At 66.5% G+C, this 7,498-nt stretch carries 7 protein-coding genes and 1 pseudogene; 2 read left to right on the top strand and 6 right to left on the bottom strand.

All coding sequences use genetic code 11. From position 1 onward, the window contains the following. A partial coding sequence (locus tag RJ1_RS43910) for a helix-turn-helix domain-containing protein (protein ID WP_439958226.1) occupies positions 1 to 394 on the bottom strand: 394 nt, incomplete at its 3' end. A gap of 206 nt (positions 395 to 600) precedes the next feature. Then, the gene (locus RJ1_RS43905) at positions 601 to 891 is read right to left on the bottom strand and encodes a MerR family transcriptional regulator (protein ID WP_083400448.1); all 291 of its coding nucleotides are present in this window, start codon (positions 889 to 891) and stop codon (positions 601 to 603) included. A gap of 623 nt (positions 892 to 1,514) precedes the next feature. Between RJ1_RS43905 and RJ1_RS43900 the strand changes: the two genes are divergently transcribed. Continuing rightward, complete coding sequence (locus RJ1_RS43900) at positions 1,515 to 1,718, top strand: cold-shock protein (protein ID WP_073365012.1); 204 nt, start codon at positions 1,515 to 1,517, stop codon at positions 1,716 to 1,718. A gap of 139 nt (positions 1,719 to 1,857) precedes the next feature. Then, positions 1,858 to 2,241 carry a DUF2332 family protein gene (locus tag RJ1_RS43895; protein WP_073370841.1) on the top strand — a complete coding sequence of 128 codons (384 nt, stop codon included), beginning with the start codon at positions 1,858 to 1,860 and terminating at the stop codon, positions 2,239 to 2,241. Here RJ1_RS43895 and RJ1_RS43890 read toward each other — a convergent pair. The 4 genes and pseudogenes from RJ1_RS43890 to RJ1_RS43870 all read right to left on the bottom strand — a co-directional run. After that, positions 2,176 to 2,448 (bottom strand): GlsB/YeaQ/YmgE family stress response membrane protein, encoded by a 273-nt coding sequence (locus RJ1_RS43890; RefSeq protein ID WP_073370837.1) that lies wholly within the window; start codon positions 2,446 to 2,448, stop codon positions 2,176 to 2,178. The two genes, RJ1_RS43895 and RJ1_RS43890, sit on opposite strands and share 66 nt — an antisense overlap. Before the next feature lie 201 nt (positions 2,449 to 2,649). Beyond that, a complete protein-coding gene (locus tag RJ1_RS43885) occupies positions 2,650 to 5,637 on the bottom strand; it encodes a UPF0182 family protein (RefSeq protein WP_174695090.1) in 2,988 nt (995 codons plus the stop codon). A gap of 228 nt (positions 5,638 to 5,865) precedes the next feature. Beyond that, the gene (locus RJ1_RS43880; protein ID WP_073370834.1) at positions 5,866 to 6,168 is read right to left on the bottom strand and encodes a hypothetical protein; all 303 of its coding nucleotides are present in this window, start codon (positions 6,166 to 6,168) and stop codon (positions 5,866 to 5,868) included. A gap of 731 nt (positions 6,169 to 6,899) precedes the next feature. Next, positions 6,900 to 7,498 (bottom strand): annotated as a pseudogene (locus RJ1_RS43870) (epoxide hydrolase); the annotation flags it as partial.

Below are 7,498 nucleotides of genomic sequence, written 5' to 3'. Positions count from 1 at the left end.
AGCCGGGGCAGTCCCGTTTGGGCCGGGACGCCCGGTGGTAGGCGGCTGCGTGCGCCGATCTGGCTCGGTACCGCCCGGAGGTTTCACGGTTGCGGGCAATCTCGCGCGAGATCGTCGAGGGACTCCGGTTCAGGGTTTTCGCGATGTCACGAAGGGTGTGACCTGCGGCGATGCCGATGGCGATCTCTTCACGTTCGGCGAACGTCAAACACCGGCCCTTGAGGTTGCGGCCACGCCGGGGACGCACCCCACCGCAGGCCGCAAGCCACCGAGCGCCCTGTTTGCGATACGACCCGGCCGCCTCCGCCGCGTCCGTGATGAACTCACCCGCAGCCATCCCTGCCCAGAACGTTTGAAAGATCTCCGGAACCATCCGATGAGAATATTTCACCATGTGCAACACCCTTTGATCAGTGGTGTTGCGATCACCGCACGAACCCAAGGATGGTTTAGCGGGACCGTGCACCGACGCCTCACATGATGTGGTCTGGGCTGATGCGGACAGTGCGTTCTCGCAAAGGCCCGAGGTGAGGTCGCCGAGTGGATGGGCGGCTTCCGCGGAATGGACCTCGACTGGTGTTCCGAAGAGGCTGCGGTGTTTCAGCCGGTTGTGGGGCCGGGCTGATCCGACTTGGGGCGGTGGGTGTGCTGGAGTTCAGCATTGATGCGTCGGGCCTCGGCGAGTTGGTCTTCGAGGATGATGATGCGGCACGCGGAATCGAGTGCGGTGCCCTTGTCGATCAGTTCGCGGGCGCGGGCGGCGAGACGGAGCTGGTATCGGGAGTAGCGGCGGTGGCCGCCCTCTGAGCGTCCGGGGGTGAGCAGCTTCGCGGCGTCGAGGCTGCGGAGGAATGCTTGTGTCACGCCGAGGATCTCGGCGGCGTGACCCATGCTGTATGCCGGGTAGTCCTCGTCGGCGAGCTTCCCGGCCGCGCTTCGGTCGGGCGAATCTTCCGGAATGGGGGGACACCTTTCAGACGGACAGGGCCCCCGGCGCCGTGAGGCACCGGGGGCCGGAGCGGGTTTCACTTCCTTGTTCACTGCACTTCTTCCGGCTGTCGGGCCTTCGTGCTGCCCGGCCGCCGCCGGACGTGCCGGGGCCTTACAAACTCACATCAACCCTTGCCCGGCACATCCTGGTCTTGCGGTACTTCTCTGCGGGCAGTTCATTCTCTCCCGCACCTCGTGAACTCTTTCCTTGCGACGAGAGGAACTCTACAACAGCGACCCTTCAATGTCTACATCCGCCACTACAGAAATTTTGGAGCGGTTGACCAGGGATTTCACACCCGACAGCCGACTTTGCTGTCCACGTCGGCGGTCGCGCGCTCGACGGATCGGCTCTGGTTGATCGATGACGGACGGCGAAGTCGGCAGTCGCAGTAGGCGTCGAGATGTCCGCTTTCTCAGATCAGGTGCGGTCGTCCCGATCCGTCGTCGGGGTGGCAGGATCACTGGTATCGAGATCGGGAATTCGATGTGAGTGTCCGGATCGGCTTTTAGGGAGTATCGGCATGGCGCAGGGCATTGTGAAGTGGTTCAACGGCGAGAAGGGCTTCGGTTTCATCGCGCCCGACGACGGAACTCCGGACGTCTTCGTGCACTACTCGGAAATCTCGGGCAGCGGCTTCAAGTCGCTCGATGAGAACCAGCGCGTCGAGTTCGAGGTGGGCCAGGGGCAGAAGGGCCCGCAGGCTACGAATGTGCGGGCTGTCTAACTAGTCTGTGGGACCGCACCCGCCGGGAGCGGTCCTCATTCGATAGCCGGATGAGGACCGCTGTCCGGTCGCCGACCACCAACTATCGGCGTGATCGAAAGGCTTCCGCGGAGGGCGCGAAGCCAGTAGAGATGCAACGGTGGACACCTCGCTCAGATACCGCACATTTGCAGAGGTAGAGGCGAAGGGAAACTCCGCCACCTATCAGCAGTGGTGCACGGCCATCGCCGACGACCCGGACGTGCTCGCGCTGATCGAGCGTCTACCCGAACCCCGGCGGCAACCCAATCTCGTCCTCGGCGTCAGCCGGCGCCTCGGCGCACCCGCCGGCACGTACGCCTCATTCCGAGAATGGCTACTTCACCACTGGCGGGGCGTCGAAGAACTCGCGCTGACACGGACGACACAGACCAACGAGGCGGGACGGGCAGCCGTATTGCTCCCCATCCTGGGACATTCAGTGGTGTACGCGGCGACCGGTGACGGCTTTGACCACGAACAACAAGATGACCGCCCCGAGTAGGCAGGTCAGGAAGCTGAAGATCAGCCCGCCGCCTTCGACGTCGACACCGAGCAGTTTGAGGAGGAATCCACCGAGCAGTCCGCCGGCGATGCCGACGACGATGTTGAGGAGGATTCCCATCTGAGCATCGGTCTTCATGATCTTGCTGCCGATCCAGCCGGCCAGTCCGCCGATGATGATCCAGCCGATGATTCCCAGTCCGAGCATCGTGGGGTCCTTTCCTGGTGCACCCGCGAGGTTGGCCTCTGGTGCTTGTGGCACGTCGAGTCGGATGCCGACGGCGCTGTTGGAGTGGATACCCCGGGATGTAGCTGCGCATACCAGGGTCATGGGCGAAGATGACCTTTATGAGGTGCTCGGCGCGCGACCGACCGACAACGTCGTACGTGGACCCAGGCGGAGGGCCGGTCAGTTCGGGATTCCGCCCGCGGCCAGGTAGGTGTCGATGGCCTGTTGCAGTCGGTCCAGCGCCGCGCCGTAGGTGGTGAAGTCTCCGTCCCGTTGTGCTTCGCGCAGGTTGGCCAGGGCGGCGTTGAGTTCGAGGACCGCGGCGGTGAGGCCCTCGGACCCCGCGGGCGGTGGGGTGGGTGGGACACCTGGTGGGGGCGGCGCCGGCGGTTGCCCGCCGGTGGGTGGTGGTGTGGTGGCGTCGCCGCCGGGTGCGGTGGCGGCGGCGCCGGTGCCGGCGCCGAAGACCTGGTCGAGGGCCTCGGCGAGGGTGGGGGCGTAGCCGATCCGGACACCGCCGGTGCCGGGTTCGCGGTAGCTGACCAGGACCCGGGCCAGCTGCGGGAAGGTCGACCCCTCGGCGGTGGTGGTCAGCCGTTCGGTGAACACCGGTTCGACGTAGAGGATGCCGCCGTCGGCGATCGGCAGGGTCAGCAGGTTGGCGTAGTGGATCCGGTTGGACCGCTCGAGCAGGGTGCGTTCGGAGGCGACGCGGGTGTCGGAGATCATCGAGTTCTGGGTCTGCTGCGGGCCCTGGGTCTGGGTGTCCGTCGGTAACTGCAGGATGTCGATCCTGCCGTAGTTTTCGGGGTCGGAGTGCACCGAGAGGTAGGCGGAGAGGAACTGTCGGTTGAAGCCGACCATGGCGCTGGTGAGTCGGAACGACGGGGCCGCGGTGTCCGGGTCGCCGACCAGGACGTAGTACGGTGGCTGCTCCCCGCTGGTGTCGGCGGTCGGATCGCTGGGAACCGACCAGAACGCGTTGGTGGTGAAGAACTCCCGCGGATCGTTCACGTGGTACTTCGCCAGCAGGTCTCGCTGCAGGCGGAACAGCTCCTCGGGGTAGCGGAAGTGCGCCCGCAGGTCGCCGGGGATGGTGTCCGCGGGTCGCACGGTGCCGGGGAACACGTTCATCCACGCCGTCAGGACCGGGTCGTTCTCGTCGATCTGGTAGAGGGTGACGGTGCCGTCGTAGGCGTCGACGGTGGCCTTCACCGAGTTCCGTATGTAGGAGATTTCCTCCCGCGGCATGGTGCGGCCGGTGTCGGTGACGACCGGCGCGGCGAGCGAGCTGACCTGGGAGTACGGGTAGTGCGGGGCGGTGGTGTATGCGTCGACGATCCACACGATCCGACCGCCGACCACAGCCGGATACGGGTTGGTGTCGGTGGTCAGCCATGGGGCGACGTGTTCGACCCGGGTGGCCGGGTCCCGGTTGAAGATGATCTTCGACCCTGGACCGATGGCGCCGGAGAACAGGATGTTGCGTTCGGCGTACCGGGCGGCGAACGCCAGTCGGTTGACCCAGTTGCCCACCGGCACCCCACCGGTGCCGGTGTAGGTGTACTGGGCGGTGTCGGTGTCGTACTCACGCGGCGGCGCACCCTGCGGGCCGCCGACGATGGCGTAGTCCGGGTCGGCCTGTGCGATCACCTCACCGTAGTAGATGCGCGGTTGCTCGACCGGGATCACCTGGTCGCCGGCGGCCTGGGAGGCGATGTCACTGACCGCGTAGAGCGGGTAGCCGCTGTCGCTGCTGGTGGCCTGCCCGGCGGCGTCGCGGACGGCGGCGTTGACCCGGTTGGCGGGCGCGGCGACGAACCCGTTGCCGTGGGTGTAGACGGTGTGCCGGTTGATCCACTGGGTTTGGTTGCCGCTGAGGCTGTTCGGGGACAGCTCGCGGGCGGCGACGATGTAGTCGGCGAGTTGCCCGTCGATGGTGTAGCGGTCGATGTTCAGGTGCTCGGGGAAGCCGTAGAAGTTCTTCAGCTGCTGCTGCTGGGTGAAGGTGCGCGAGAGCACGGTCGGGTCCAGCAGGCGAGCGTTGGCGATGGTGGTGACATCGGCGGGAATGTCCCGGGGCGGTCGGGTGCCCACCCCGGGGTAGTCGAGGTAGTCGACCCGGTCCGGGCCGAGGCCGTAGGCCTGCCGGGTCGCGGCGATATTGCGGTCGATATAGGGGCTCTCCCGGTCGGCGGCGTTCGGGCGGACCGAGAACTGCTCGATCAGCGCCGGATAGATCCCGCCGACCAGGATCGCCGAGAGCACCAGCAGCGCCGTGGCCATCGCCGGGATCCGCAGGTCCCGCACCACGATCGCGGCGAAGAACGCGAACGCGCACAGCACCGCGATCGCGACCATGATCAGCCGGGCCGGCAGCACCGCGTTGATGTCGGTGTATCCGGCGCCGGTGAAGGTGGGCTCCTTCCGGCCGCTGAACAACAGCGCGTACCGGTCGAGCCAGTAGGAGGCCGCCTTCAGCGCGATGAACGTGCCCGCGAGCACCGCGAGTTGGACCCGTGCGGGCCCCGACACCGCCCCCGCGGGGGTGTCCTTCTCGTTCTTCAACGACAGCCGGATCCCACCGAAGAGGTAGTGCACGCCCACGCTCGCCAGCAACGCCAGGAACACCGCGATGAACAGCCACGTCAGGATCAGTCGGTAGAACGGCAGGTCGAAGACGTAGAAGCCGATGTCGTACCCGAACTCCGCGTCCACGGCACCGAATCCGCCGCCGTGCAGGAACAGTTGCACGGTGGCCCACTTCGCCCGCGCGTGCAGGCCGAACGGCAGCGCCAGCACCAGCGGGACACCCAGTGCGAACCACCGCCTCCGGCGCAGCACCGCCGTCCGGACCGGCTCGAGCGGGTCGTTCTCCGACGTCGCGGCGGCCGCGGCCGCGAACAACGGGCGGGACCGGTACGCCCACACCATGGCCGCGAAGATCACCGCACCCACCAGCAGCGTCACCGCGGTGAACAGGAGCAGCCGGGTGACCAGGACGGTCCCCCACACGCGGCGGTAGCCGACCTCACCGAACCACAGCCAATCGGTATAGGCCACGACCAGCCGCGGCCCGATCAGCAGCAACGCGACGAGCGCCACCGTCACCGCGATCGCGACTTTGGCCCGCCGCGGCAGCGGCCGCATCCGGTCGGACGGTTGCATGGCCACCTCCCACGGGCCGGCTCCCACGAGCGGCCCGGTCGGCGCGGACAACCTTCCCCGGATGTAGCGACGGTGGCCTGTCCGTATCGCCCCATTCTAGGTGTGCCCGCGCATCGACCGCAGCAGTGTGCGGTGCGGCAGGCGACGCTCATTCCCTGCGCACGCCTCAGCGGGCCAGCCGGAGACCGAGGGGCGTTATCCCGGATTCCGGTCTACACCAAGCCCCTTCTATTCGGCATTTCCGGTCGGGAAGTACACCGACCCGTCGCTGCCGACGCACCCACCCTGCACCGGGCCGGGACCGAAGTAGGTTCCGTTGAGCTGTCCGGAGCCGCCCGGGGACGTCGTTCCGGCGCCAGCGCCGCCGACCGCTCCACAGCTGTAGCTGTTCGTATCGGTCGGGTCGTCGTTGCTGGCGTGGAGTTGGGTGCCGGGAGTGTTCGGGTCGTACGGTGCCGCGGCGGCAACGCCCGCCCCCGGCGCCGCGAGCGCGGCGGCGGTCATCGCCGCCCGTGATACCAACGTGTTCATTCGATCTCACCCTCGATCTACTAGGTTCTGTCTGCTAATTGCGCAGTCGGTGGGACGTGATAGTTGAGGCGAGGAGTACGCCGCCGAGGTAGGTGATGGCGTACTTGTCGTAGCGGGTTGCGACCGCGCCAATGCTTGAGTCGGTTGAAACCACGCTCGACAGTGTTGCCCGAGACCGGTCAGTGTCACCAGCCGGGCCGCGGACAGCATCTTCTTTGCTTCGACCACCTCGTGGCGGCGGCCGACGAAACTGGTCAGCTCCACCGGTAGGTTTCCACCCTTGCCTCGGACCCGGACTGGCATCGGGTTGCCCGAGCCGCCGCCCGAACGCGTCTTCGCGTTGGTGGGCGGCGCGGGCACCGAGGTGAGTTCAGTCGGGCGGCGGGCGGGGCCAGCTCGATTAGATTTGTCGTTCATGAACCGGTCTTCGATTCGGCGTGGATGACGTCCAGATCGAGCATGTTAGGTCTCCCCTTTTGGCCTGGGCTGGTGAGGTATCCACGTTTCCTGGCGGTCACGATCGGAGTTCTCTCGGGTGGCTGCGTCCCGGCCAGTTCCGGGGCCAGGTACTCGGCGTAGTGTCCGTCAAGTTCGGATCTTCCTCATTGACGTCCACGAGGTGAGGACCCACGGCGTGGCCGCATAGCCGAGGGCGACCGGGTGGCTCGCAGTGAGCCACCCGGTCGCCCTCGGCAGAACGTGGGCAGGTGCACACGCTCGGCTACGGTCCTCTATCGAAGTGACCGCATGCCCGCGCGAATCTCTGCTACGAGGTGCCGGGGCTGTTCCCAGGCCGCGAAGTGCCCACCCTTGTCGAGCTTGTTGTAGTGGACGAGGTTGGGATAGGCCTGCTCTGCCCAACTGCGCGGTGCCTGATAGAGCTCGTCAGGAAAGACGCTCACGGCCACCGGGATAGAAATGCCCCTGGCGGAGAAGAACGCGGACTTGTTCTCCCAGTAGAGGCGGGCCGCAGACACTCCCGTGTTCGTCAACCAGAACAGGGTGATGTTGTCGAGGATGTCGTCTCGCGTCAGGCCTTCGGGCTCTCCGGCGAAGACGCGGGAGATCAGCTCCAAACTCTTCACGTCGTGGTCGAGCATGAAAGCTGCCAGACCGACGGGCGAATCCGCCAATCCGGTCAGCGACTGCGGGCGTGACCCCATCTCCACGGCATAGCCGATGTGCTGGTAGAAGAAGGCCAGCTGGTCGCACGCGGCCTTTTCGTCGTCGGACAGATCCGAGGGCAGTGGGTTGCCGGTGAGGAGTGCCTGGTCGACCTCGGGTGGAACCACGCACGCCATGTTGGTGTGAATGCGGGACTGCCCCGGCT

The organism is Rhodococcus jostii NBRC 16295 (genome assembly GCF_001894825.1).
GTDB classification, from domain to species: Bacteria; Actinomycetota; Actinomycetes; order Mycobacteriales; family Mycobacteriaceae; genus Rhodococcus_F; species Rhodococcus_F jostii.
The sequence above is the reverse complement of the archived record's forward strand: the minus strand, read 5'-3'. Positions and strand labels throughout refer to the sequence as shown.